Origin of the sequence: Falsochrobactrum shanghaiense (assembly GCF_003149535.1) — a bacterium.
Classification (GTDB): domain Bacteria; phylum Pseudomonadota; class Alphaproteobacteria; order Rhizobiales; family Rhizobiaceae; genus Brucella; species Brucella shanghaiense.
In genome coordinates, this window is the sequence record NZ_QGDB01000005.1 from 1 (window position 1) to 22,852 (window position 22,852).

Below are 22,852 nucleotides of genomic sequence, written 5' to 3' on the forward strand. Positions count from 1 at the left end.
TGGTCGCTCTGGCGACGAGCACATCAGGCAACTGCACAACGAGCACACATCAAATCAAAAACGCAACTGTAATGCTAAGCAAATAGAATAAATGAAAGCAAGGAATACCGATTAACTTCGCGGACAGACGTCACCTTTCTTGGAGTTACCCAAGAAAAGAACCAAGCCAGCGGGATAATAAAAAATAGGATATGCTCGCGTATCTACCGATGACCAGAAGATGGACATGCAAATCAATGCCCTAAAAAGCGCAGGATGTAGGCATACATATATACAGATCGGGGGGATTTCCGGCGCTACGCCTGAAAGGCCGGGCCTGCAGCGGGGGTAATCCCGTCAGAAGTTCAGGGAACCATCCAGATTAACTTGCAGTCTTCCTGTGATTTTGCTTTGTGCAAATATGATTGAGTGTGGAATGTTGAATTCGTGGATACCGGAAAATGACAATTCTCGTGACAGGCGGAGCTGGCTATATCGGCTCGCATACTTGTGTTCAGCTGATTGAAGCTGGTTATAGCGTCGTGATCGTTGATAATTTTGCCAATAGCCATCCGGAATCCTTGCATCGCATAGAAAAAATCACCGGACGCGCACCACGCCGCGAGACGGGCGATATTCGTGATCGCGCATTTCTGGAACAGGTTATACGACAGAATAAATGCACCGCAGTTATTCACTTTGCGGGTCTCAAGGCCGTCGGCGAGTCGACCGAGAAGCCATTGTTTTACTACGACTGTAATGTCGTGGGTACCTTACGCCTGTTGCAGGCCATGGAAGCCACTGGTGTCAAGACATTGGTGTTCAGTTCGTCGGCAACGGTATACGGCGATCCGCAAAGGTTACCGATTGTCGAAAACGAACCCCTTACTGCAACCAATCCGTATGGCCGAACCAAGCTGGTCATCGAAGACATGCTGCGCGATCTCTATAATAGCGACAATAGCTGGAAAATTGCCATTCTGCGCTATTTTAATCCGGTCGGTGCGCATGAAAGCGGCTTGATTGGCGAAGATCCCAAAGGTATTCCGAACAATCTCATGCCCATTATTGCGCAGGTTGCGACCGGACGCCGCGAAAAGCTCAGTGTATGGGGCAACGATTACGCGACGCCCGACGGTACCGGGATTCGCGACTATATTCATGTGGTCGATCTGGCGGCGGGCCATCTCAAGGCGCTTGAAAAACTTGATGAACCACAATGTTTTTCGGTCAATCTGGGTACCGGGCAAGGCCATAGTGTTCTGGAAGTCATTAAGGCGTTCGAACATGCCTCAAATCGTGAAATAAAATATGAGATAGCCCCTCGCCGTCCCGGTGACGTGGCTACATGCTATGCGGACCCAGGTTTCGCGCGCAATTTCTTGGGCTGGTCAGCTGAAAAGAACCTGCGCGAGATGTGTCAGGATATGTGGAACTGGCAATCAAAGAATCCGAACGGGTATGAGTGAGCCCCCTTTAAGATCGCATCCGTCGTCCCGGCTTCTCTTTTTCTTTTTTAAACCAGGGCGCAGGTTCTTTTGCCTCGACATACGGCAGCAAGCGTAAGGGCTGCGGTTGCAGATGGCCCGTAATGACCGGATACACGGAGATTGCTTTTTTCATCACCTGCAAGCTGGCAATATTCGTATAACGTGTCTCTCCCTCCGTTCGGCCCAGATGCCCGGTAATGTCTTCCATGATCGACATTTCTATCCCCTTCTGTTTCAGCGTGTTGCTGAAACCATGCCGCAACGCATGGATTGCGCTACCCCAAAGCTGATCACCAAGCCCCGTTTCCGCTTTCAGCAAAGGGACAAAGCTCTTGTAGAAACGATCACCGGTATCGTTTTTGCGTCTTGGAGCGACCAATTCCGGAAATAAATATCTGTGTCCGAGTTCCTTCAAACGCTTTGCGTAGTCGATAAAACCCAGTCGGATAAGCTCATCTGGTACGGGGAGATCGCGGACTGATTGGAGGTTCTTCAGTCCTCGGAGCTCATTTTCCTGAATTTTGATGGACCAGATACCTTCATCCTTTGCATAAACCACCTCATCGACCATGAGGCCCGTAAATTCGGCGCGTCTTGCGCCCAGATATGCGTAAAGCATTGGCACATAATAAAGGGACGAATGATATACGGCCTGCCCAAACTCCCGCATTTCCTGCGACATGGGCCCGGCACAACCGGCGAACACCGGAATCTGGAAGATCGGTTCAACCTGCTCAGGACCGGGTTTAGCAGTCAGCGCCCGAACGGATGCGAGGCTGCGTTTCTTCGGCTTGATTCCTTTGAACGTAAACGCCCGTAACATGAAACCTGAGGCGACAAGATGGTTCAGGAACTGTTCGAGATTACCGAGGTGGCGTCTGATGGTCCCGCTAGACAAGCCGACCTTGGGTGCTGGCAAATTAAGTTTTTGTGCGCGGATTACTTCCCGTTCTGTCGCCTCACGTAATTGCACGGTCGTCATTGCCACGTAACGCGAACTGCTTCCCCATCTCGCAAGGATGTTATTGAAATGCTGACGCAACGCCGCCAAGTGGGTCTGATTAATGGCACTGCTCGTGAGAACATTGTGCTCGCCCAGAATACCACAAAAAATGCGAACAACTGTCTTGACGTCCTTTGCCGTGCCTTCGTTCCAGTTCTCACGGTTGTTGGCGATCAGAAGATCGCACTGCTTCATGAATTGCTTCACTGGCAGGTCCTCCCCAGCAAGCCCCAGCATGTCAGATGCTGATACAGGAACAGGATTTTCCACGACCGGCTGTGGCTGTGGCTGTGGCTGTGGCTGTGGCTGTGGAATGAAATCCGGCACAGGTTCCACATTTACAACCGGAACAATTGGTGCTGGCCGGGCAGGTTCTGGTTCAGCCTGCTCGTCAGGATAATCAATGAGATAGCGATCATCGGTATCGAGAAGAACGTCTGCACGCGCTTTGAAATATTCAGCCTTGGCCTTTTCGAAATTAAGGATCGAATAAGACAGACCATGCTCTTGCATGAGCGCACGCATTTCGTCGACGAAGCGCGAAGATTCTGCGTCCTCGCGCTCGCCGCGATAGGTTGCGGCGATCCCCTGATACAGGCTCTGCGGGACCTTCGATTGCTCCAGAAAGCGCCAACCCTGGCAGCTTTCCTCTTCAAACAAGACACGACGGGTGCCAAATTTTTCCAGAAGCCTGTATGCCCACCCGACTTCCAGATCGGCGGCCAGATTATCGATCTGATGGAAACCTGTCGGGGTGCGCTGGCCTGCAAATTGCAGGTTCTCCATATGATCATTCATCCGCGCGATTTCGGACTGAAACAATCGTTCGAGGGCTTCTTTCGACATCAATGCACTTCGCGGATTTTCTGCTATTTCAAACAGCATCAGATTAAGCTTGCGGGCCATACGACCCGCCTGGCGATGATCTGATTGTTTAAGGCTGAATGCAAGATGACGCGCGCCGATATGCGCGCTCATCCGTGCTGGAAGACGCGGACGCCAGTAAAAAATATTTCCGCGCCGCTGAAGGTTTTGGACCTGATGTCTGACTGCCATAAGAAGCTCGCCGTTTGGAGCCACGAGACAAGCCGACCAAGGCGAATCGGCATGTGTCATAGCTCTGTGTCACAGTTTCGTGCACATTCGGCGAAATGGAGAAAAGCTTGAGGATTCCCAGCCGGGAAACATTAAGTAAAATCAATAAGTCATTGATTTTACGCATGATTCATGGCTGGGGCGCCTGGATTCGAACCAGGGAATGCCGGTACCAAAAACCGGTGCCTTACCGCTTGGCTACGCCCCAAACTGCTAATCAGCAAGCAGGCGAGCGGCTTATAACCATTCACAAACCGAAGTGCAATCAGCAAAAATGATTTATTGGTGGATTAGCGGCAAATAAGAATCTTATCCAAAATTGATATAGCGCGTCCAGTCCGGTCGGACTATGAGTGTCGAATGATGTCCAAACGCACTGGTTATATATATGCTCTTCTTGCAGCTGCGATCTTCGCGGCTCAGGACGGCGTTTCAAAATATCTCGGCACACATTATTCGCCAATTTTCATCACCATGGTGCGGTATTGGACATTCGCGGCTTTCGTCATCCTTCTTGCCATGCGTTCGGGAGGTCTTGCCAAGGCGGCATCGACAAAGCGTCCATTCTTACAGGTTTTTCGCGGCGTTCTGCTGGCAACTGAAATCGTGATCTTCATCTTCGGCCTGACCCGCGTCGGGCTGGCCATGGCGCAATCGATCTTTCAGGTCGGTCCCTTGTTGATCACCATGCTTTCCGTACCGTTTCTTGGAGAAAAAGTCGGCTGGCGGCGCTGGACGGCTATATTTGTGGGCCTGCTCGGCGTCCTCCTTATTATCAATCCGGGGGAAGTTCAGTTTGACCTCAATCTGCTTTTCCCGCTTACTGCGACGTTTTTATTTGCCATCTACACCATCGCGACCCGCGCCGTCAGTGAATACGACACAGCCATGACGAGCTTTTTTTATACCGGAATCGGCGGAGCGGTTGTCCTGACCGTGGTGGGCATTTTTTATATAGTTCCGATACCGCCCGCAGACTGGTTCTGGATGGCAGCGCTTTGCGCCTGCGGCATAGCCAGTCATTATTGTCTTATTCAGGCTTATAATATTCTCGAAGTCGGTGAAGTACAGCCTTTAAGCTACCTGCAGCTTGTCATCGGCGCGATCATTGCGATGGTGATTTTCCACGAGCGCCTTACCTGGAACATTATTCTTGGTGCAGCCATCGTGGTTGCGGCAGGACTATTCTCTATCCTGCGCGAACAACAGCTCGCGAACAAGCAAGATCACCCTGGAACTCGCGCCTAACATTACAAATAATTAACTGGTCCATTCACATCAGGTTCATCTAAATTGACCGAAAGTACATGTACGTCATTTGACGATAACCTGTATAAAGTAATGGAGACCAACAATCATGAAATCTAAGACATTTTATATTGCTGCCATCACCTCTGCACTTCTTGCCACTTCTGCTTTCGCGCAGGATAAAAGCAATGACGCTGCCAATACACCTTCAGCAGAGACATCCATTACGCAAAAAGATGGAGCGAAAGGCAAGCGTGCGCCGGTTGATCTTGAGAAATTCTCACGGATGGAACAACTCAAAAACGCTGATACCGATGGCGACGGCATCCTTTCGCGCGCAGAAATCGAGGCGCTGGCACTCAAGCGTATCGTCGCCCGCGCGGCTGATCGTATGGAACGCCGTCTCGATATTAATGGTGACGGCAAAATCTCGCTCGAAGAAATCGAAAAACAGCGCCAGAAGGAATTCGCCGCACTTGATCGCAATGAAGACGGCACGCTCGATCGGAGCGAATTGCGCGCCGGTGGCAAGTTCCACCACAAAGGTGCCCATCATCATGGCAAGGGCAAAATGGGCCATCACTCCCATAAGATGCAGAAATAACCTGGTTCGCATGGCTCCGGATCCGTCCGGGGCCATTTTCATTCATCGCGCCACGAAACTTACGTTCCCGGCCTCTGGTTCCCGTCAGGTCGCGGTGACGATTTAATGCGCGCCTTGGGATGCACGATGAACTCCCCATCAATTTTCACAAGATGGGCGCTGATGCTGTAGACATTTTCAAGCAGCGCGGAAGTCAGCACCGCTTCCGGTTCACCATCGGCGACGATCCTGCCCTGATCGAGGACAATCAACCGGGTACAATATTGGGCGGCAAGACCAAGTTCATGCAGCGATGCAATCACCGTCCGCCCCTCTTTTGCCTGCTCTGCGAAAGTTTCCATGAGCGCCAGTTGATGCGCCGGATCAAGTCCAGCAACCGGCTCGTCCGCAAGAATAACAGGCGTATCCTGTGCAAGCACACGCGCAATCAATACCCGTGCCTTTTCACCGCCTGACAACTCATTGACCGGACGATCGCGAAAGGCAGTAACATCCATGCGCTGCATGGCAGCTTCGATCAGGGCCGCGTCTTCCGCGTCCTGTCCGGCAAAAACCGGCTTTAGTGCTGAACGGCCAAATGAAACCACCGTCTTGACGGAAACCGGCCAGGCCACATCACGCTCCTGCGGCAGATAGGCAATTGCCCTCGCCCGATGCGCGCTGCTCATGCGATGCAGTTGATGTCCGCCAAGGGAAATCTCGCCATCCGCCCGGATCAAACCCAGAAGCGCGCGCAGCAAAGTCGTCTTTCCTGCTCCGTTAGGGCCAATCAGGCCGATGAAATCGCCCTGTTTCGCCTCGAAACCAATACCCGTCAGCACGGGCTTGCCGCCCCGCAATACGCCAAGATTCCTGACTGTAAGAGCACTCATACCAGCCGCCTGCGATATTTGAAGACAAGCCAGAGGAAGAATGGCGCCCCCACAAGAGCGGTGAGCACGCCGAGCTTCAATTCGCGACCCGGCATGAGAACGCGCACTGCGACATCTGCCGCCAGCAAAAGTGCCGCGCCGCCAAATGCACTGACGATCAGCAGGCGTGAGGGACGCGCACCAACCAGCGGACGCAAAAGATGCGGCACGACCAGCCCGACAAAACCGATAGCGCCCGCAATGGCGGTCGAGGCGCCGACACAAGCGGCGGTGCCCACGATCGCCAGTATCTGCACACGCGAAAGATTGACCCCCATGCTCGCAGCCGCATCAGCGCCCAGTGTAAGACTGTCGAGCGAGCGGCCAAGCGATAAAAGCATGATCCAGCCCACAATGATGAAGGGCGCGGCCAGCGCAACATGTGTCATCGAACGGTCGGCAAGCGAACCCAGCATCCAGAACACGATTTCCATCGCCGCATAGGGATTGGGAGACAGGTTGAGCGCCAGTGCTGTCAAGGCGCCCGCAAAGCTGGTGACGGCAACGCCCGCCAGAATGACCGCCAAAGTCCCCGCATGTTGCCCGGCAAGCGCCTTGACCAGAAAGACGGACATGAATGCGCCGACCAGCGCCAGCAACGGCAGGGCAAGCGGAAACACGACCGAAAGCCCTGTATAGATCGCAATGACCGCGCCAAGCGAAGCCGATGCGCTGACGCCAAGCAATCCCGGCTCGGCCAGCGGATTGCGCAGATAACCCTGCAGGGCGGCTCCCGACAATCCCAGGGAAGCACCGATCAGCAATGCAAGCAATGCTCGCGGCAGGCGGATTTCACGCATCACCAGAACCACGGCATCGCTATCGCCCTGCCCTGAAAACAGGGCATTGATGCTCTGCACAAGCGTCAGGGAAGCGGGACCGATCAAAAGTGACACGGCAAAAAGCACGACCACCAGCAAGGTCAGCCCTGTCAGCAGAATAAGGAAGCGGGAAGTCTCACTCACGCGCAGCCTCCGCCAGTTGCGCCACCGCTTCAACGCTGAAGGGGCCACCGCAAACTGTAAGATTATCGGCAAGAGAAATCATGCGCGCTTCCGTTCCCAAGGCGTGCAATGCCGGATGCTGGAAGTTTTCGAACGCCAGCGCTGGAGCCTGCCCGCGTGAGCTGCGCACGATCATATCAGGCTTTTCCACCACCAGTAATTCCAGCGGCAATGTGGCTGAACCGCGAATGCCGAGCTTCTCCGTCAGATTATCAAGCCCGGCCCGACGCACGGCATCATCGATCAGCGTGCCCCTCCCCGCCGTATAGCTGTTGGCATAATAAAGTGCGACGGTACGGCGATGTGCAGGCTTCCTGATCGCGGCCAGTGCGGTTTTCATCGCGGCAATCTGCTTGCGCGCTTCATCTTCCCGCCCCAGAAGAGTGCCCATGCGTTCCATATGCGCCATAATATCTTCGAAATTGCGCGCCGGGGCGAATTCCTCTACCCGGACCCCTAATTGACGCAAGAGTCCGACTGTGGCGCGTGAAGAAAATGTTCCCGCCAGCACCAGATCGGGTTGAAGCAGAAAAACCTCTTCCGCCTGCGCACGATTGACAGGCAGCCTGTCTGCCTTGTCGGCCATGACCGACATCAGCGGATCACGCGCAAGGTTGGATACAGAGCGCAGCTGCCCATCCTGCGCAAGCACCATGGCCAGTTGATCCGTACAGACATTGATGGAAACGACCCGTTTTGGCACTGGCTGCGCCTGAGCACCCGATAAGCCGACCAGAAACAGCCCTGCCATGAGGCAGGCGCTGAATCCCCGGTTTGCGGGCCGTTTTCTCATCCGTTTCCTGCCTGTAATCAGAAGTTGCGTGTCAGGCCGATATTAAAGGTGCGGCCGGGCGCGATATAGCCTGATGCGGTCTGGTAATCTTCATCGAAAACATTCTCGACCGAGAGTTTAAGCTGCGATTGCTTGTCGATCTGATAAAGCGCGATGAAGTCGGCGGTTACATAGCTTTTCAGTTTGACCGAATTGGCCGCATTGGTATAGCGCGGACCACCATAAAGCAGCCTTGCAGTCAGATCGAGCTTGTCGACAGGCTTGAAATTGACTTCCGCGGTTGCCTTGAAACGCTCGCGATAGGGAAGATCATTATCTGTTTCCTCGTCGATCGCGCGTTTAACGTCGATGGAGCCTTTCGCGCTCCATTGTTCCGTAAAACGATGGCCGAGCGTCGCTTCGAAGCCGGTAACGCGGGCGCGCGCCACGTTGTAAGGCAGATAGTCGGGGGCCGTGCTCATAATCGCATCACGCAGCCAGGTCTGGTAGAAAGCCATATCAAGGCTCGTATCGACGCTGGCCTGCCAGTTCACGCCGATCTCATAGGAACGCGACTTTTCCGGCTGCAAATCGGGGTTGGCGAAACCGGGATAGTAAAGCTCGTTGAAAGTCGGCGCGCGAAAACCCGTCCCGAAGGAAGAACGCAGCACCAGATCCGGCAGGATTTCATAGCTTGCGCCCAGATTATAGGTCACGACATCGCCGAATTGCTCGTTATAATCGTAACGCACCCCGCCATCGAAATTGAACGCTTCATATTCGAGCGAGTATTGGCCGAATACAGCCGCAAGATCGCGGCTCGTCTCGTCATAAGTGACGGTCGAATTAACCTTTTCGCGGTAAGCTTCCACACCGCCGGTCATGATATGGGCAAATTTTCCGACATCGAATTGCTTTTCCGTGGATGCCAGAACGCCGAAACGTGTCGTCTTGTAGCGATCCGAACCGGGAACGCCCTTCTTGTAGTCGCGGCTGTTGTCCAGCCCGCTGCTCAGCTCGATGGTGGAAGACCAGTCAGCCGTATGGTCGACGCGCGTGCCGATCTTGCCGGCAAAGTTCGTGCTATAGCCCTCATTCGTCGAATAGCCGTCATATTCATTGTGCCAGCGGCTTACCAGGCCGTCGGCATAAATCCGGCCCCAGTCGAAATCCTTGCCCAGCGCGAAATTGAACGAACCTTGCAGGAAACCGTCCCGGTCGGGATCATGCCCGGAAATTTTCGGCGTCGTAAAATTATAACCCTGCGTGCCGATTACCGACGCACCAAAAGCATAATCGACACCCGATTCACTGCGGCCCTGAAGGGAGCCCGAAGCATAGCCGCCCCATGGATGGGTGACGCCTGTTGTCAGGCTGGCGCACCATGGGCGTTCACCGCAGGCACCGCCCTGCTTGGTGATGATATTGATGACGCCGCCCATCGCATCGGCGCCATATTGTGACGAATGCGCGCCCTTGGCGATCTCGATACGCTCGATCGCACTGATGGGAATGCTCGCAAGCGCTGTCGCGCCGGAAGTCGCCGAGGCGGTGCGCACGCCGTTGATCAGAACCACCGTCTGTTTCGATGCCATCCCGCGCATGTATAAATTGGAGGAAGAACCCTGCCCGCCATTGGCGGTGATGCTGATGCCGCTGGAATGTTGCAGCAGCGATGGCAGATCCGGCGCGGCTGAGCGTTCAAGCTCCTCCTGATCGATCACCGTCACCGACGATGTGGAGCGTTGCAGCGAAGACGCACGGCGAAGCGGCGTCACGACAATCGTATCCAGCGTCACCCCGCCCTGATCGCTGGGTAGCGCCTGGGCCATGCTTTCGAACGGAACCGTCGCCAGAATTGTCGACGCCGCCAGAACGGATAATTTGAAGCTTTGCATTTGTTCCTCTCCTGCTCGCAAATCGTGCTTCACCGCAGGGTTGGAAAACAGATGCAATCCGTCCTCGCTGCGGCAACATTTCTCAATGTCACCGCTACGGACGGCCGCGCCAGAACACACCCCGTGTCAGGCATAGGTGACGAGATACGGCAGGTCTCCTGACTTCCGGGTCGTTATCGCTTCTCCGCCTTCCCGAAAGCATTTCGCTTTCAGTGGCTTCAATCGCTATTGCGATCAATGGAGGACGACTCTCCGGTCACAGTTGCGGGGGCAGTCGCGGTATTGGTCATTGACCTCACCGTGTTCCCTTTTCATCCACTTGGAAGGTGGAACCGTTTCCTGAGCGAGCGATAGCAAGCCGATGAAGGATTCGCAACTCCATCCGGGCCTGTCTGATGAACAATTATTAGAAGAAATCCAGTTTTACCGGGCAAATCATCGGGCGCGGGTGCCGGTTTTGAGATGGAGGGCAATGCTGACAGCACCCGCTGGCTGTCGATAGGCACAACATTGCGGAAGATCGCGCATAAGCGCTCGACAGATTTCGTTAAAATAATCAGATTAGCCGGGGCACGCAGGTTCGGTTCGAACACTCCGGCCCCGGGTTGCCCGCTCTGGTGGAAACCGGCAACGATAGTCTGATAGCATCGGCCCACAGCGCATTCCTTGATTTAAATCAATCGCAGCTGCTATTTGGCTATTTCGACCGGCGACACTTGCCCCAGCTGCTTTTGAGATATTGCGAAACCTTTTTCAAACGCGGATCGGAAAGAAAACCGTGGCGAAAGAGGATGCTCCCCTTCACTTCGGGCAGCGAAGCATTGAACTCGAGCTGTTTCTTGATCTCATCGACGCCTCCGCCCGCCTGCCAGTCCGGTTCGGCCTGGCTTTTGGTCCCCGCGCGATAAAGCGCCATGCCGATATAAAGATCGGTTTTGGTGTCGCGGACCGTATCGGCCCACCATTGAACAATCGGGCCATAAGGCACTTGCCTGCGCCCGAAGGACCAGTAAACCTGCGGCGCAATATAATCGATCAGGCCATCCTTGACCCAGCGCCGCGTATCCGCAAAATCTCCGTCATAATTGGTCTTGCCAGCCCGTGTCGGCGAGCCGAGAGGATCGACCGCTGCATTGCGCCAGACACCGCCGGGGCTGATCCCGAAACGCACATTCGGCTTGATCGAGCGGATTTTCTGCGAAATCTCCTGCACCAGCCTATAGGTATTATCGCGCCGCCAGTCATATTTATTGGAAAACCGCGTTCCGAACCGGGCAAAACTCGCATCATCATCGAGCCGCGATCCGGCGGTCTCATAATAGAAATAATCGTCGAACTGAATGCCGTCGACATCATATTTCTGCACGACCTCGGCGGTGATATTCGTCACCCATTCGCGCACCGCCGGAATACCCGGATCAAGCACATAGCGGTCAGCGGACACGCCGATCCATTCGGGCCGCAGCTTGTAGATACTGGACGGAGAATCGGAAGACGAGTTTTCAAGCGCCTTTGCCGTAGATGGCTTGTCATCCATCGAAACACGATAGGGATTGAGCCAGGCGTGCAGTTCAATACCCCGTTTGCGTGCTTGAGCGATGGCAAATTCGAGAGGATCGAAGCCGGGATATTTGCCAAGCGCTCCGGTCAGATAAGACGACCACGGCAGATAATCCGATTTGTAGAATGCATCGGCGGCTGGCGACACCTGAAAAATGACAGCATTGATTCCATGCTCTTCAGCCTCATCGAACAGTCGCACCAGTTCCTGCTTCTGACGCTTCACCCGCTCGGCATCGTCCGCGATTCCGGAAGACGCTTTTGACGGCCAATCCAGATTGAGAACCGTCGCAACCCAGCTTGCATGAAACATATCGCAATCAAGTGGCATAGATTATCGGTCCTGCTGTGCCTCCGCCTGAAGCAGAGCCAATCCATGTAAATAGGGAAATTTCGCTCAAACCTGTTCCCTTTTTCCTGCGATATGTCTTATCGTCCAGATGACCGGCAGTCACACCCTTGCCTGCCGCATCATGAGGCCAAATCAAACTGAGGATACCATGTATAAGAATATTCTTGTCACCACTGACGGTTCGGAATTTGCAGAACGCGGTCTTATACATGGTTTCGATGTCGCCAAAGCCATGGGAAGCAAGGTCACAGTCGTCACGGTGACCGCCCCCTATTCCGTTTCCGGCCTTCCGGGCGGCTGGACCGACAGCCCGGCGCTCATCGAGCGTTTCGAGCAGGAATGGAAGGAATATGCGGACAATACCCTCGCCCGTGCGCTTGTGCTGGCAAACGAGGCGGGCCTGGAAATCCACACGCGGCATGTCGTGGCACCTCATCCTGCCGCCGCCATCATCGAAACGGCAAGGGAACTGCAAAACGATCTGATCGTCATGGCATCGCACGGGCGACGCGGGCTCAAGGGCATGCTGCTGGGCAGCCAGACCTATGAAGTTGTGACGCGCAGCTCCATTCCCGTGCTTGTTGTTCGCTAGAGCGGTTCCTGTTTAAACGGAATCGTTGGAACCGCTCCAGATGGGCCTTACAAGGCCCACTGAAAGGCTCGTTGAAGCGATCAGTTCGTTTCGTGCCCGGTGGCGCTTTCAATATCGACACGGAAAAAAACAGGGGTGAGTTTACGCTGCTCGCCGCTGCGGGTGACGGACTTCGTATAGGCTGGCTCCCACCAGACCGGCTGGTTCGCCATCATATTGACGATGGCATTCTGCTCTTCTTCACGAATGATTTCGCGATAACGGCCATTGACGACCACACTGCGCCATTGCGTCGGTGAAACGATGTCGTCAAACAAGATACAGACCGCATCGTTCTTGCGCATGCCATCTGTCTTCTGGCCAATCGTTGTGAATGAATAAAGCGAGCCCCCGCTGAACCGAAAGCTTAATGGCACCACATAGGGACGTCCCTCGTGGATACAGGCCAGCCGTCCCACATGGGTATGCTGGATCATATCGCGTATATCATATTCCGACATTTCCTGGATAATCATGATTGCGCCCTCGTTAAACAGCCATCTTCATCAGACGAACAGGTGGCCTTCCGCGATCTTGACCGCTGTTCCGCCGATGCGGGCAGCCGTGAGTCTCTGTCTGGATACATCAAGTTCAAGGCGTATTCGCGATGGCCGGCCCATTTCCATGCCCTGCTCGATCCAGCACTGCGAACTGCCGTCCATCGGCTTGTCATTCTGCTGGATCATGCCTGCAAACGCGGCCACGGCCGATCCTGTCGCCGGATCTTCATAGACATTAGCGCCTGTCACAAACATCCGCGCATGATAATTGCTGTCGAAAAGTATCGTTTCCCGGCAATAGACATAGATCGGCAATGGTCGTTCGCCGACATGAGGCAGGCTTTCGCTGACATAGACCGGATCGATGGAAACCTTGGCTGCGGCGATCAGATTATGCACCGGCACCAATAGATAGGGTGTTCCCGCACTCCAGATAGCCGGGATATGGTTTTCGAAACCGATTTCATGCGTGCCCAGCCCGATTGCGGCAGCAGCTTCTTCCTTTTCCACTTTGATGTCGATCTTTTCCGGCAGGCGCGGCAGATCGAATTCGGCAAAGGCGCTGTTGTCGCCTAAAATCACACCACAGCGAACAATGCCGACCTTTTCCTCCAGTGTCACCAGCCGATCGGCCTCGTCGCCGGTCTTGCGGCGGCGCGCAAGCGAAATCGCGGCCCCCACTGTGGGATGCCCTGCAAAGGGCAATTCGTAATCCGGCGTAAAAATACGCACCATCGCCTCATGCCTGGCATCGGAAGGCGGAAAGATGAAAACCGTTTCAGAGAGATTGAACTCGCGCGCAATGGCCTGCATGTGGGTGTCCGTCAATCCCTCGCTGTCATGGACGACAGCCAGCGGATTTCCAGCCAGAGGTTTGTCGGCAAAAACGTCAAAAACTTCGTAAAATCGGCCGGACACACCCGCTTCACTCATATTGCGCTTCTCCCTGAAGATTGATTTCCCCAAACCCTGTCTGATGCGAGCATAGTCAATTTCGTGGCGCTGTCATCTGTCAGTACAATTTGTCTGGCTGGGGATTAGGAAAAATGCCACTCCGTAAAAGCCCGCACATAGGAAGGCATCGCATCGCTCAGGTCTTGCGCATGGGTGAAGGGGATGATTTCCGCAAGTTCCGGCAATTCCTGTGCCGCAACATGGGCATGAATACGGCTAAGCAGTTCCGCAGTGGAAAGATCGAAACGATAGCGCCGGAAAAGCGCCACGCTGCGATTGGCCGTCACCAGATTAATGCTGTTTTCCGCCTGCGCTTCGCCAAGATCGAGCCCTGTTTCCTCGCACACTTCGCGCTGCATATTGGCTCGATAATCGACCCGGTCGCCGAAAATATCATTATCATCGATGGAACCGGCAGGAAAATAAACGCGGCCACCCACTGCGCTGTGATCACCCATGCGTGCGGCGAGCAGATGCCCTTCTGCCGAAACCACCACCCCGACCCCGAAAATGTGCCAGGGCCGCTCACGTTCCGCATCGCGCCGCCAATACATAAGCGTGGCAAAGCTGGTGCGCTGAAATTCTGCGTGGAATACACCGCTTTCAAGCTGTGCTTCCGGTGCCAGATAGATTTCTCCATCAAACAGCGTGGGCTTGGCATCACATTCCCTGCGCCAGTTCTGCGCAATATCCATCCTGTTTTTTTCGGCGTAGGCCAGTGTGCCGGGCCGGACCCGGACATCCACATGATCGATGACATAAACCGTGTTTTCTTTCACATGCCGCATCATTCGCCAGCCTCAGCCATTCTCAAACAATATTCAGCGTCGCTGCGACGGGACAATGATCACTGGCCTTCGGCCGGTCCCAGCCGGTCCGCGGATAACGATCCACATCCTGACCCGGCGGGAAAATAGTGCGCCAGGGCTGGCCGCGCCGGATGATCTTCGGAACAGCCTGCTCATTCTTCAGCGCAAAAGACGGTGACGCCAGAATATAATCGAGCTGGCACAAATGCCGCTCCTCCGGGCCGCGCGTATGATAGAGCGTCCAGCGATCCGTGACCGGGCGGCGCTCTACGAGATTGACCGCAAAACCATCCGCAAGCAACGTATCGAGCGCACTGATCTCCTCTGTGACAGGCGTGAATGTGTAGCCGTTCCACTCATCCCCGCCAATGACGAGCCGCTCCCGGTAATCGTTGAAATCGCCGCAAATCAGCCAGCGTTTACCGGCTGTCCGTCCTGTTCCGAACTTGTCTTCGATTATACGCCGGATAGCGCGGGTTTCAGCCTGCCGGACAGGCAGGGATGAGGTTCGCCCATCGAAACCATTGCGTGCGCCCGTCATCGATTTCAGGTGAACGACGAAAAGTGACAGCCGCTTGCCGCCGATGCGCAAATCAAGCTCCAGACAGTCGCGCTTGAAAATACGATCGTGCGGCTCAAGCCCAAGCTCGGCCAGCACCGGCTCATATAGTCCAAAATCATTATAGGTAAGATGAGCATGGCTCGTGACTTCCAGCACTTCTATCGGTTGGCCGTCGCGCGTTTTGTCGCGCACCATCACCGCCACATCGATGCCCCGGCTGTCATTTCCGTCAACAAGATATTTATGGCGGTAGCCATGGCCGATCATCTTGAAAAGATAGCCATATTCGAAAGCGGCAAGGGCAGCGAGATTATCCACCTCCTGCAAACAGAGAATATCGGCACGGCATTCGGCAACCGCCAGCGCAGTCATCTGTCTGGTATCGTCGGCATGGGCGATAGCGCGCGCCTGCTCCAGCAGGCGATATTGCGCTTCATCGCCAATCTCGAACAGCTTGAGTGTGCGATCCTGATGCAACTCGTTGCGAAAACCGGAGAAGTCAAACCGGCGCATCAGGTTTTCGACGTTAAATGTAGCTATTGTAAACATGGTCCCGCAATCTTGCGGCTCGCACTGTGCTTGGCAAGGACTTCTTGCATTCGTGCACAATCAAGCAAGCCAGGCAGGCTTTTTTCCTGGGCCACAATCCCTATATGAAGGACTTAATCAGGAGCCCACCATGCTGCCGGTCAATTTATTGCGCATAATTCTTTGCTCATCCCTGCTCATAACCGCGCATATAGGAATGGCAGGGGCGGTGGAGTTGCGCAAATCACCCTATCTTCCGTCCTTGACACCCGGCACTCCGGCCATTCCCGGCGGCGATGCCCGCACCACCGGCCCCAAGGCTGGCTCCAGCAAGTGCTATGGTTCCGTGGGATGCAGCGATAGCGGAAACTACATTTCCGGTGAAGGCATCGTTCGCTATAAAAACGGCGAGCCGTTGCAGGTACGCCCCTCGACACGCCCGCCGGTCAAAACATTCGGGCCGAGCGTCAATCATATCCAGTGGTGCTCGAACCGCTATCGCAGCTATCGCAGTTCCGACGACACTTATCAGCCTCTGGCCGGGCCGCGCACAAGCTGCAATTCACCGTTCAAATAAAAAGCCGGAGCGAAAGACCCCGGCTTTTCAACATCAGGCAGCTGCCGATTTCATATGTGCCCGGATCAACCGGCCCAGCCGCTTGATGCCCTCATCGATCATTTCATCATTCGCGCATGAATAGCTCAGCCGCAGCGTATTGGCACCGGTGCCATCGGCGAAGAATGCCTTGCCCGGCACGAATGCAACTTTTTCGCTGTCAATGGAAGCCGCAAGCAGGGCCGCGCCATCCATGCCTTCCGGCAGGGTCACCCAGACGAACATGCCGCCTTCAGGCTTGGTCCAGTCCGTGCCTTCCGGCATATATTCAGCCAGTGCCTGCAACATCCTGTCACGGCGATGCTTGTAAACGCGGTGCAGCTTGGCGACCTGTGCGTCAAATCCACCGGCGGCCACGCGTTGAATAGCGAGCTGATTAATCGTCGGCGAATGCAGATCGGACGCCTGCTTGATCAGCACCAGCTTGCGAATGACATTTTGCGAAGCGACCACATAGCCGACGCGCAGCCCGGGCGCGAGCGTTTTGGAGAACGAGCCGCAATAGACAGTGCGCGTCTTTTCAATATCGCCGCCATGGCGGGCAATATCGAGCGAAAGAATGGGCGGGATCGCCGCCCCGTCATAACGCAGATATTGATAGGCAGCGTCCTCGATCACAGGAATATCGAGTTCATCCGCATTCGCCAGCAGCTTTTCACGCTCGACAAGATCAACCGTTTCACCGGTCGGATTGCTGAAATCGGGCGAAAGATAAGCAAATTTGACTGCACCGCCCGCCTTTTCAGCGGCTTCCTTATAGGATTGTGGCGTGCGATTGCCATTTGCGGTCAAAATATCATAGGTCGGCTCATAGGCATTGAATGCCTGCAAGGCGCCAAGATAGGTCGGCGCGGTGACCAGTGCGGTATCGCTGGGCGAAAGAAACAGCTTGCCCAGATAATCCAGCGCCTGTTGCGAACCCGATGTGATGAAAACATTATCCTCGGTGCAGGGAATACCGATCTTGGCAAGTTCGCGCACCAGCCAGCTGCGCAGCGGCTTGTAGCCTTCCGAGACGGAATATTGCAAAGCCGCGTTGGCTTCGGGGCCTGTGAGAATGTCCTTATAGGCATTCTGGAATTCATCATGGGGGAAAAGCGCAGGGTCGGGAATGCCGCCAGCGAACGAGATAATATCCGGCCGTTCAAGCAGCTTCAGAAGCTCACGGATTTCCGAAGCGCGCATGCGTTGCGAGCGCGTTGCAAATACACTTTCCCAGTCAACCACGGGAAGTCTCCTCAAACTTTACGACGTAAAATAAAGCGATAGCGCAATTTCCGCTCCACGAGAACACCCCTGTCGATGCTCGAATGGAATTAAGATATTCGGAATTGTTCTGGTATGGCATTGAGCCGGAAGGACGCTAGTGTGGCGAATCCGAAATTCGTATCACTCTGGAGCAAGGCTGCGAACGAATTTCGGGTTCAAAGCCACACTAGCAATAAGGGGGCGCAATACGCCCCCTCAAACAGTGCCAATCGATCAAAGGATCAGTTACGAGCCTTGTCGACCAGCTTGTTCTTGGCGATCCACGGCATCATGGCGCGCAGCTTTTCGCCAACTTCTTCGATCTGGTGGCTGTCATTCATGCGGCGAATGCCCTTGAAGCGGGCAGCACCCGAATGCCATTCCTGCATCCATTCGGAGGTGAACTTGCCGGTCTGGATGTCCTTGAGGACGCGCTTCATCTCGGCTTTGGTTTCTTCGGTGATGATGCGTGGGCCGGTGGCGTATTCGCCCCATTCTGCCGTGTTCGAGATCGAGTAGTTCATGTTGGCGATGCCGCCTTCATAGATCAGGTCCACGATCAGCTTCACTTCGTGCAGGCATTCGAAATATGCCATTTCCGGCGCATAGCCAGCCTCGACCAGCGTTTCAAAACCAGCGCGGATCAGTTCGACCAGACCGCCGCACAGAACAACCTGCTCGCCGAACAGATCGGTTTCGCACTCTTCCTTGAACGTGGTCTCGATAACGCCGGAACGACCGCCGCCAACGCCCGATGCATAGGACAGCGCCAGATCATGCGCATTGCCCGACGCATCCTGATGAATGGCGATCAGGCAGGGAACGCCGCCGCCCTTCTGGTATTCGCCGCGCACCGTATGGCCGGGGCCCTTCGGCGCGATCATGACGACGTCGATGGACTTCTTCGGCTCGATCAGGCCGAAATGAACGTTGAGGCCATGGGCGAAAGCGATTGCAGCGCCATCGCGCAGATTGTCGTGGATATGATCCTTGTAGATGTCCGCCTGAAGTTCGTCCGGTGTTGCCATCATCATGAGATCGGCCCACTTGGCGGCATCGGCGACATTGAGCACTTCAAAGCCGTCAGCTTCGGCCTTGGCCTTGGTCGCGGAACCTTCACGAAGGGCAACGCGCACATTGGCGGCGCCGGAATCCTTGAGGTTGAGCGCATGGGCGCGGCCCTGGCTGCCGTAACCGACAATAACGACATTCTTGGACTTGATGAGGTTAACATCCGCATCGCGATCGTAATAAACGCGCATTTCCTATTCCCTTCATTCACATTGTTCTGCGGCTTCCTTGCGTCTGCCGATCGATTATGCCCCGTAAAGAGCGAAAAACTGCCGGGTAGCGCGCCGGGCATCCCGGATAACCACCGCATCAGTCAGTTCAAGCCGGTCGCCAAGCAGCAGCCGGATCTGCATATCCCGGACCACGAGTCCGAAAAATGCACGAAATGCTTCGTCAATATCGTCGAAGGCCAGCAGGTGCGCATCCTGCCCCATTTTGAGAATTGGCTTCAGACGCTCAGCCATGGCCACCGGCCCATTGGCGAGAACGATTTCCCCCAGGGCCGATTTTCCGGACGCCGTGTGGCTGACGGCAAGACGATTGAGCGCAATGGATGTCGGGCCGGATAGCACCAGCAGCCAGTCACGGGCAAAATGCTCCAGACTGGAGAACAGCGATTGCGCATCGAGCTTTTCGCGCGCCACCGGGACAACCCGAACCTTCGACGCCTGCCAACGCACCATGGCCGTCAGCAAGCCGTCGCGATCACCAAACCATTTATAGAGGCTTTCCTTGGAGCAATTGGCGGCGCGGGCAATGCCTGCCGTCGTAAGAGCGCGGTCGCCCCCCTCGACAAGCAAGCGCAACGCCTGCTCCAGAACATCGTTCTGACGCGGCGAAAAAGACGGCTGTGCCGGAGCCGGATTCTTTTCGCTTTTACCAGTCACGGCTTTGCCTCCTCGTTTTGTACCGTACGGTACGGTTCTATTTATTACTCACTGCCCTTATGTCCGTCAAGCAGGATTCTTCCAAAGAACGCAAAATTATGTAATCGAGACGAAACAGAAAACCGCGACGCGATTTAGATATTCACCTGCGTTCCGATCTCCACGACCCGCCCCGTCGGTATCTGGAAATATTCGGTTGCATCCGAAGCAGTTCGCGCAAGCAGGATAAACAGTTTGTCCTGCCAGATCGGCATGCTCGAATGCGCCGAGGCTTTCAGCGAGCGGCGTGAGAGGAAAAACGAAGTCGTCATAATATCGTATTTCCAGCCGAGCTTGCGGCAAAGCCCCAGCGCTCGCGGAATATTGGGCTGCTGCATATAGCCAAATGTTAACCTCACCTGCATGAACCGCTCATTATATTGCGAGATACGCACGCGGTCCGCAGAGGCAACCCATGGTTTCGATGCGGTGATGACCGTCAGAATAACATTGTTTTCATGCAGGACTTTATAATGTTTGAGGCTGTGCATCAGTGCAGTCGGCGCACTGGCGGGATCGCCCGTCAAAAACACCGCCGTTCCCGGAACGATGGTCGGCGGTCGCTTCTGCATCTGCTCGACGATGAGATCAAGCGGCACTTCGGCTTTGCGCGTCTTGTGGAACAGGTGCCGCGTACCGCGCACCCATGTCCACATGACAATCGCGAGAATTGAAGCAAAGCCAATCGACGCCCAGCCCCCGTCATGCACCTTGATGATATTGGCACTGAAAAAAGCCATGTCCACGATCAGGAAACCGGCAATGAGCGGCAAGGCGCGCACGACGCTCCAGTTCCAGATGCGGGTCATGACGATATAGAGCAAAATCGTGGTAACCAGCATATTGCCGGTCACCGCGATACCGTAAGCCGCAGCCAGATTGTTCGACTTTTCAAAGCCGAGGACCAGAATGATGACTGCCAGCCCCAAAAGCATATTGACGCGCGGAATATAGATCTGCCCGTGGCGCTTTTCAGATGTGTGCTGGATTTCCAGTCGCGGCAGAATATTGAGCTGTACCGCCTGACGCGCCACAGAAAACGCCCCGCTGATGACCGCCTGAGAGGCAATCACCGTTGCAGCGGTTGCAAGCAGCACCATGGGCCATAGCGCAAAATCCGGCAGCATCTGGAAGAAGGGCAAGGCTGCGGCTTCGCCATGCGACAAGACAAAAGCCGCCTGCCCGAAATAATTGAGCAGCAGGCAGGGAAACACGATCCATAGCCATGCGCGCACGATTGGCTTGCGCCCGAAGTGACCCAGATCGGCATAAAGCGCTTCTGCACCCGTCATGGCGAGAAAAACCGCGCCAATCGTAACAAAGGCAACGCCGGGGCTGACAATCAGAAACCGTCCGGCGTAATAGGGGTTGAGGGCGGAAAGAACCGTTGGATCGTCAAAAATGTGCCAGAGTCCGAACACGCCAAGCGCCAGAAACCACAGCGCCATGACCGGGCCGAAAACAATCGCCACCCTGCTGGTCCCGTATTTCTGAACGAAAAAGAGCACCAGCAGGATCACGACCGTTATGGGGACCACGAAGGGTGTCATATGGGGTGCAACGATATGCAGCCCCTCCACCGCCGAAAGCACCGAAATTGCTGGCGTAATGACCGCGTCGCCAAAGAAGAGCGCAGCCCCGCAAATCCCTACCCCTAAAATAATATCGGGCCGCCCTTTCAGAGCAGCCCGCGCGAGTGCCATGAGCGAGAGAATGCCGCCCTCGCCATTATTGTCGGCACGCAGCACGAAAAGCACATATTTGATGGTGACGACCAGCAAGAGCGCCCAGAAGATCAGCGATACGACGCCAAGAATATCGCTTCGCACGAGCATTCCGTCCGAAGTCGCGGCATGCAGGGCCTCTCGAAAAGCATAGATGGGGCTTGTGCCAATATCGCCATAGACGACGCCAAGCGCGCCAAGCACCAGCATTTTCATGCTTTCATTCTGATGATCACTCTCATCAGCAATCAAGGCATTATCGGAGACAGGCCCCGATGACAGCATATTTTGCATGCCTGCCTGCCCATCGCCCGAAGCTGAGGCGTCATTACCAGTCTGCTCGTTGTTCATTCGCTAGACCCTCGCAAGGCCATAAATACTTATATGAAGAACCAGAGAAAAACGTGGCGGGCGGTCTATATACTATTAGCTCTTTGTACAAATGCAGACTGCGCAGGGCTCGCCTTCCAGCCATGCGTTCTGTGCACCCCTTTATCCATTTGTGGCGGCCAGGGCTGCGATAAAACGGCTTACCGTAACGGGCATGCCATACATCAGCGCATCCGCCGTCAGGCCATGACCGATGGAGACTTCGCTCAGCTGCGGCACGCGTTTGACGAGGCTCGGCAGGTTTTCTACCGTCAGATCATGCCCCGCATTGACCGCAAGCCCCAAGGCCAGCGCGGCATCCGCCGCCTTGCCAAGCCGGCCTATCTCCCGCGCTGCTGCCGCCGGATCATCATAGGTCGCTCCATAAGGCCCGGTATAAAGCTCAACCCGGTCAGCACCAATCGCTTTCGCCCGCTCATAACCCAGAGGGTCGGGATCGGCGAATAGCGAGACGCGCATGCCTTGCGCCTTCAGCCGCGCGACAACCGGTGCCAGAAAATCAGCCTTTGAAATAAAATCCCAGCCATGATCGGATGTCGCCTGAAGCGGATCGTCGGGAACCAGCGTCACCTGTTCGGGCTGGTGTTTTTCCACGAGATCGAGAAATGCGTCCGTCGGAAATCCTTCGATGTTGAATTCGGCCTGCGGATATTCATCATCGATCAGGGCGCGAATATCGCCGAGATCGGAAAAGCGGATATGCCGCTGATCAGGGCGCGGATGCACGGTCAACCCCGCAGCGCCTGCTGCAAGCGCCGCCCGTCCCAGCCCGATGACGTTTGGCCAAGGAAGATCGCGCCGGTTGCGCAGCATGGCGATGGCGTTCAGATTGACGGACAGTTTTACAGGCATGAAGCTCGCTCCCCAAAATCGGCATAGGGCTTTATATCCCTCACGGCCAAAAAGTGTGAGCGCTTTCCGATCTCACCGAAGCGCAATCCCCAGAAGCTGGTCATAACTTGCTATCGTTGCACTTT

At 55.1% G+C, this 22,852-nt stretch carries 21 protein-coding genes, 1 tRNA gene and 1 riboswitch; of the genes, 6 read left to right on the forward strand and 16 right to left on the reverse strand.

Going from position 1 to position 22,852, the window contains the following annotated elements; translation table 11 throughout:
* Positions 1-184: 184 nt before the first annotated feature.
* Both DKP76_RS19645 and galE read left to right on the forward strand, forming a co-directional pair.
* Positions 185-331 carry a recombinase family protein gene (locus tag DKP76_RS19645; protein ID WP_280953554.1) on the forward strand — a complete coding sequence of 49 codons (147 nt, stop codon included), beginning with the start codon at positions 185-187 and terminating at the stop codon, positions 329-331.
* Positions 332-440: 109 nt separating this feature from the next.
* A complete protein-coding gene (gene galE / locus DKP76_RS12910) occupies positions 441-1,448 on the forward strand; it encodes a UDP-glucose 4-epimerase GalE (RefSeq protein ID WP_109707227.1) in 1,008 nt (335 codons plus the stop codon).
* A 7-nt stretch (positions 1,449-1,455) separates the two neighbouring features.
* Here the strand turns inward: galE and DKP76_RS12915 are convergent, their stop codons facing one another.
* Both DKP76_RS12915 and DKP76_RS12920 read right to left on the reverse strand, forming a co-directional pair.
* Entirely contained in the window at positions 1,456-3,528 is a 2,073-nt protein-coding gene (locus tag DKP76_RS12915) for a DUF6538 domain-containing protein (protein WP_109707228.1), read from the reverse strand.
* Between the two features lie 172 nt (positions 3,529-3,700).
* Positions 3,701-3,775 (reverse strand) — tRNA-Gln (locus DKP76_RS12920).
* Between the two features lie 152 nt (positions 3,776-3,927).
* Between DKP76_RS12920 and DKP76_RS12925 the strand changes: the two genes are divergently transcribed.
* Both DKP76_RS12925 and DKP76_RS12930 read left to right on the forward strand, forming a co-directional pair.
* Positions 3,928-4,815 (forward strand): DMT family transporter, encoded by an 888-nt coding sequence (locus DKP76_RS12925; RefSeq protein WP_109707229.1) that lies wholly within the window; start codon positions 3,928-3,930, stop codon positions 4,813-4,815.
* 109 nt (positions 4,816-4,924) lie between these two features.
* A complete protein-coding gene (locus DKP76_RS12930; RefSeq protein WP_109707230.1) occupies positions 4,925-5,419 on the forward strand; it encodes an EF-hand domain-containing protein in 495 nt (164 codons plus the stop codon).
* 59 nt (positions 5,420-5,478) lie between these two features.
* Here DKP76_RS12930 and DKP76_RS12935 read toward each other — a convergent pair whose 3' ends face one another.
* From DKP76_RS12935 to DKP76_RS12955, 5 genes are all read right to left on the reverse strand, one after another.
* Positions 5,479-6,291, reverse strand: coding sequence for an ABC transporter ATP-binding protein (locus DKP76_RS12935; RefSeq protein WP_109707231.1), 813 nt, complete (start codon positions 6,289-6,291; stop codon positions 5,479-5,481).
* The gene (locus tag DKP76_RS12940; protein ID WP_109707232.1) at positions 6,288-7,295 is read right to left on the reverse strand and encodes a FecCD family ABC transporter permease; all 1,008 of its coding nucleotides are present in this window, start codon (positions 7,293-7,295) and stop codon (positions 6,288-6,290) included. Before DKP76_RS12940 ends, DKP76_RS12935 begins: the two co-directional genes overlap by 4 nt.
* Positions 7,288-8,127 (reverse strand): ABC transporter substrate-binding protein, encoded by an 840-nt coding sequence (locus DKP76_RS12945; protein ID WP_109707233.1) that lies wholly within the window; start codon positions 8,125-8,127, stop codon positions 7,288-7,290. The genes DKP76_RS12940 and DKP76_RS12945 overlap by 8 nt, the downstream gene beginning before the upstream one ends.
* A 17-nt stretch (positions 8,128-8,144) precedes the next feature.
* On the reverse strand, positions 8,145-10,004 hold the full coding sequence (locus DKP76_RS12950) for a TonB-dependent receptor domain-containing protein (protein ID WP_109707234.1): 1,860 nt from the start codon (positions 10,002-10,004) through the stop codon (positions 8,145-8,147).
* A 131-nt stretch (positions 10,005-10,135) separates the two neighbouring features.
* Positions 10,136-10,356, reverse strand: a riboswitch (cobalamin riboswitch).
* 345 nt (positions 10,357-10,701) lie between these two features.
* A complete protein-coding gene (locus tag DKP76_RS12955) occupies positions 10,702-11,895 on the reverse strand; it encodes a glycoside hydrolase family 10-like protein (RefSeq protein WP_109707235.1) in 1,194 nt (397 codons plus the stop codon).
* A gap of 169 nt (positions 11,896-12,064) precedes the next feature.
* On the opposite strand from DKP76_RS12955, the gene DKP76_RS12960 reads away from it, so the two are divergent.
* On the forward strand, positions 12,065-12,508 hold the full coding sequence (locus DKP76_RS12960) for a universal stress protein (protein ID WP_109707236.1): 444 nt from the start codon (positions 12,065-12,067) through the stop codon (positions 12,506-12,508).
* 80 nt (positions 12,509-12,588) lie between these two features.
* Here DKP76_RS12960 and DKP76_RS12965 read toward each other — a convergent pair whose 3' ends face one another.
* From DKP76_RS12965 to DKP76_RS12980, 4 genes are all read right to left on the reverse strand, one after another.
* A complete protein-coding gene (locus tag DKP76_RS12965; RefSeq protein WP_109707237.1) occupies positions 12,589-13,023 on the reverse strand; it encodes a pyridoxamine 5'-phosphate oxidase family protein in 435 nt (144 codons plus the stop codon).
* Positions 13,024-13,053: 30 nt separating this feature from the next.
* Positions 13,054-13,980 (reverse strand): PhzF family phenazine biosynthesis protein, encoded by a 927-nt coding sequence (locus tag DKP76_RS12970; RefSeq protein ID WP_109707238.1) that lies wholly within the window; start codon positions 13,978-13,980, stop codon positions 13,054-13,056.
* Between the two features lie 104 nt (positions 13,981-14,084).
* Positions 14,085-14,789, reverse strand: a complete 705-nt coding sequence (locus tag DKP76_RS12975; protein ID WP_109707537.1) for an NUDIX hydrolase — start codon at positions 14,787-14,789, stop codon at positions 14,085-14,087.
* Positions 14,790-14,811: 22 nt separating this feature from the next.
* On the reverse strand, positions 14,812-15,921 hold the full coding sequence (locus DKP76_RS12980) for an endonuclease/exonuclease/phosphatase family protein (RefSeq protein ID WP_109707239.1): 1,110 nt from the start codon (positions 15,919-15,921) through the stop codon (positions 14,812-14,814).
* Between the two features lie 148 nt (positions 15,922-16,069).
* Between DKP76_RS12980 and DKP76_RS12985 the strand changes: the two genes are divergently transcribed.
* Positions 16,070-16,477 carry a BA14K family protein gene (locus DKP76_RS12985; protein ID WP_342587842.1) on the forward strand — a complete coding sequence of 136 codons (408 nt, stop codon included), beginning with the start codon at positions 16,070-16,072 and terminating at the stop codon, positions 16,475-16,477.
* 33 nt (positions 16,478-16,510) lie between these two features.
* On the opposite strand, the gene DKP76_RS12990 is transcribed toward DKP76_RS12985, so the two are convergent.
* The 5 genes from DKP76_RS12990 to DKP76_RS13010 form a co-directional block, all read right to left on the reverse strand.
* The gene (locus DKP76_RS12990) at positions 16,511-17,743 is read right to left on the reverse strand and encodes an aminotransferase-like domain-containing protein (protein WP_109707241.1); all 1,233 of its coding nucleotides are present in this window, start codon (positions 17,741-17,743) and stop codon (positions 16,511-16,513) included.
* A gap of 263 nt (positions 17,744-18,006) precedes the next feature.
* The gene (gene ilvC / locus DKP76_RS12995) at positions 18,007-19,026 is read right to left on the reverse strand and encodes a ketol-acid reductoisomerase (protein ID WP_109707242.1); all 1,020 of its coding nucleotides are present in this window, start codon (positions 19,024-19,026) and stop codon (positions 18,007-18,009) included.
* Positions 19,027-19,080: 54 nt separating this feature from the next.
* Positions 19,081-19,722, reverse strand: a complete 642-nt coding sequence (locus DKP76_RS13000; protein WP_109707243.1) for a TetR/AcrR family transcriptional regulator — start codon at positions 19,720-19,722, stop codon at positions 19,081-19,083.
* Positions 19,723-19,856: 134 nt separating this feature from the next.
* Positions 19,857-21,836, reverse strand: coding sequence for a potassium transporter Kup (locus DKP76_RS13005; protein WP_109707244.1), 1,980 nt, complete (start codon positions 21,834-21,836; stop codon positions 19,857-19,859).
* Positions 21,837-21,977: 141 nt separating this feature from the next.
* The gene (locus DKP76_RS13010; protein WP_109707245.1) at positions 21,978-22,727 is read right to left on the reverse strand and encodes a pyridoxine 5'-phosphate synthase; all 750 of its coding nucleotides are present in this window, start codon (positions 22,725-22,727) and stop codon (positions 21,978-21,980) included.
* Positions 22,728-22,852: the final 125 nt, after the last annotated feature.

Coding starts and splice junctions, on each gene's coding strand:
- galE (WP_109707227.1), top strand. CDS start 441: ATGACAATTCTCGTGACAGGCGGAGCTGGCTATATCGGCTCGCATACT.
- DKP76_RS12915 (WP_109707228.1), bottom strand. CDS start 3,528: ATGGCAGTCAGACATCAGGTCCAAAACCTTCAGCGGCGCGGAAATATT.
- DKP76_RS12925 (WP_109707229.1), top strand. CDS start 3,928: ATGATGTCCAAACGCACTGGTTATATATATGCTCTTCTTGCAGCTGCG.
- DKP76_RS12930 (WP_109707230.1), top strand. CDS start 4,925: ATGAAATCTAAGACATTTTATATTGCTGCCATCACCTCTGCACTTCTT.
- DKP76_RS12935 (WP_109707231.1), bottom strand. CDS start 6,291: ATGAGTGCTCTTACAGTCAGGAATCTTGGCGTATTGCGGGGCGGCAAG.
- DKP76_RS12945 (WP_109707233.1), bottom strand. CDS start 8,127: ATGAGAAAACGGCCCGCAAACCGGGGATTCAGCGCCTGCCTCATGGCA.
- DKP76_RS12950 (WP_109707234.1), bottom strand. CDS start 10,004: ATGCAAAGCTTCAAATTATCCGTTCTGGCGGCGTCGACAATTCTGGCG.
- DKP76_RS12955 (WP_109707235.1), bottom strand. CDS start 11,895: ATGCCACTTGATTGCGATATGTTTCATGCAAGCTGGGTTGCGACGGTT.
- DKP76_RS12960 (WP_109707236.1), top strand. CDS start 12,065: ATGTATAAGAATATTCTTGTCACCACTGACGGTTCGGAATTTGCAGAA.
- DKP76_RS12965 (WP_109707237.1), bottom strand. CDS start 13,023: ATGATTATCCAGGAAATGTCGGAATATGATATACGCGATATGATCCAG.
- DKP76_RS12970 (WP_109707238.1), bottom strand. CDS start 13,980: ATGAGTGAAGCGGGTGTGTCCGGCCGATTTTACGAAGTTTTTGACGTT.
- DKP76_RS12975 (WP_109707537.1), bottom strand. CDS start 14,789: ATGCGGCATGTGAAAGAAAACACGGTTTATGTCATCGATCATGTGGAT.
- DKP76_RS12980 (WP_109707239.1), bottom strand. CDS start 15,921: ATGTTTACAATAGCTACATTTAACGTCGAAAACCTGATGCGCCGGTTT.
- ilvC (WP_109707242.1), bottom strand. CDS start 19,026: ATGCGCGTTTATTACGATCGCGATGCGGATGTTAACCTCATCAAGTCC.
- DKP76_RS13005 (WP_109707244.1), bottom strand. CDS start 21,836: ATGAACAACGAGCAGACTGGTAATGACGCCTCAGCTTCGGGCGATGGG.
- DKP76_RS13010 (WP_109707245.1), bottom strand. CDS start 22,727: ATGCCTGTAAAACTGTCCGTCAATCTGAACGCCATCGCCATGCTGCGC.